Origin of the sequence: Chryseobacterium kimseyorum, assembly GCF_025971945.1 — a bacterium.
Taxonomy (GTDB): Bacteria; Bacteroidota; Bacteroidia; order Flavobacteriales; family Weeksellaceae; genus Chryseobacterium; species Chryseobacterium kimseyorum.
In genome coordinates, this window is the sequence record NZ_JAPDHW010000042.1 from 1 (window position 1) to 1,674 (window position 1,674).

A 1,674-nucleotide genomic window follows, 5' to 3' on the forward strand; every position below is an offset into this window, starting at 1 on the left:
TTGTAATCTGTCTGAAGCATAATGCTGATATTTTTGTGCGACAGCATTTTTTTAAACATCTCAGTATAACCATTCTTTGGCATTGCCTGAAAAGTATCTGTAAAATAACGGTCATCTTTATTGGTTCTCGTCGGAACACGTGCAGTAACCGAAGCATCCAGCTCAGAAGGATCAAGATCCCACTGTTTTTTGGTGTAGCCTTTGAAAAACTTCTCGTATAATTCCTTACCAACAACATTCAGCACGACATCTTCGGAAGTCAGAATTGGACTTCTCTTCTCAGCTTTTGACGCCAGAAAATCTGTAACCTCATCAGATGTCAGATTTTTACCGTACAATTCATTAATCGTAGTAAGGTTAATCGGAATGGGCACCAACAATCCGTCAACACTTCCCAATACACGGTGTTCATAAGGTCTCCACTCAGTGAATTTTCCTAAATATTTAAATACATCTTCTGAATTGGTATGAAAGATATGTGGACCGTACTTATGAATAAGAATTCCATCTTCATTATAAAAATCAAATGCGTTTCCTGCAATATGAGGTCTCTTGTCAACTATTAAGATTTTCTTTCCCTCGTTAGCCAAACGCTCTGCCAGAACTGCGCCGGAAAAACCGCAGCCTACTATTAAAAAATCATACATGGTTGATCTGTTTTTTTGTATTTGTAATTTGAACTTTCTCTACGCTTACCTCATCAATCAGTGCTTTCATTTTATTAAAGGTGTGATCCCAGGAATCGTTTTCAAGAAAATGATCTACCGTTCTCAGCCAATGATCTTTCTCTGTATCTTCAAAAATCTCTTCAGCCGCTGAGATAAAAGAATCTGTATCATGGATGATCTGCACCAGTCCGGCAGTTCCGTACGGCTGAACAACATCTTTAATGGCGGTAGAAATTACAGGTTTTCCTGCGGCTAAATATTCAGGAGTCTTTGTAGGACTGATAAATTCTGTAGATTCATTCAGAGCAAACAGGATCAGAGCGATATCCCAATTGGCAATGTACAATGGTAATTCAGTATATGTTTTCGGTCCCAGATAGTGGATATTCGGAGCTATTGGCAGATCGTCAGGATTTATTTTGACAACAGGCCCGATGATAACAAACTGCCATTCCGGACGCTGATCTGAAACCTCACGTAGAAGTTCAATATCAAATCTTTCATCGACAACGCCAAAGAAACCCAATCTTGGAAAGCCGATTGATTTTTGATCTTCAGGTTCATGCTGAATACTTCTTGCCTGTCCAAAATGTTCTTTGTCAATACTGCTTGGCATTGCATGAATATTGTGATGTCTGTTCTTCTTAGCCTGGTAGAGAGAATTTCCGCCTGTGAAAACTACGTCAGCTTTTTTGAAAAGCTCGTCTTCTAACTGCAAAAGCTGGGGCGGAGCAAATCTAAACGCAGATAACTCGTCCATAGAGTCATAAATAACCGTCTCTGGTTTAAGGTGATCGGTAAACTGAAGTGCCATCGGAGTGTAATACCAACAGATGTAATTTTCGATATTATATTCCTTCAATACTTGTAAAATAAGATTTTTGATACGGTCTGCGGTCGTCTCATTATGATTGGTAACCAACAGTTGAACAATTGAAACGCCATCCTGCATATCGACAATATACATGTCTGAATCTCCAATTTTTGGTTCCTCGAAATAGAATAC

The 1,674-nt window shown here is 38.9% G+C and carries 2 protein-coding genes; both read right to left on the bottom strand.

All coding sequences use genetic code 11. The features are described from left to right. On the bottom strand, nt 1-647 hold a 647-nt coding region (locus OMO38_RS20225; protein ID WP_264751985.1), incomplete at its 3' end, for a UDP-galactopyranose mutase. Beyond that, nucleotides 640-1,674 (bottom strand): glycosyltransferase (locus tag OMO38_RS20230; protein WP_264751986.1); only part of this gene is annotated, 1,035 nt, incomplete at its 5' end. The genes OMO38_RS20225 and OMO38_RS20230, both read right to left, overlap by 8 nt.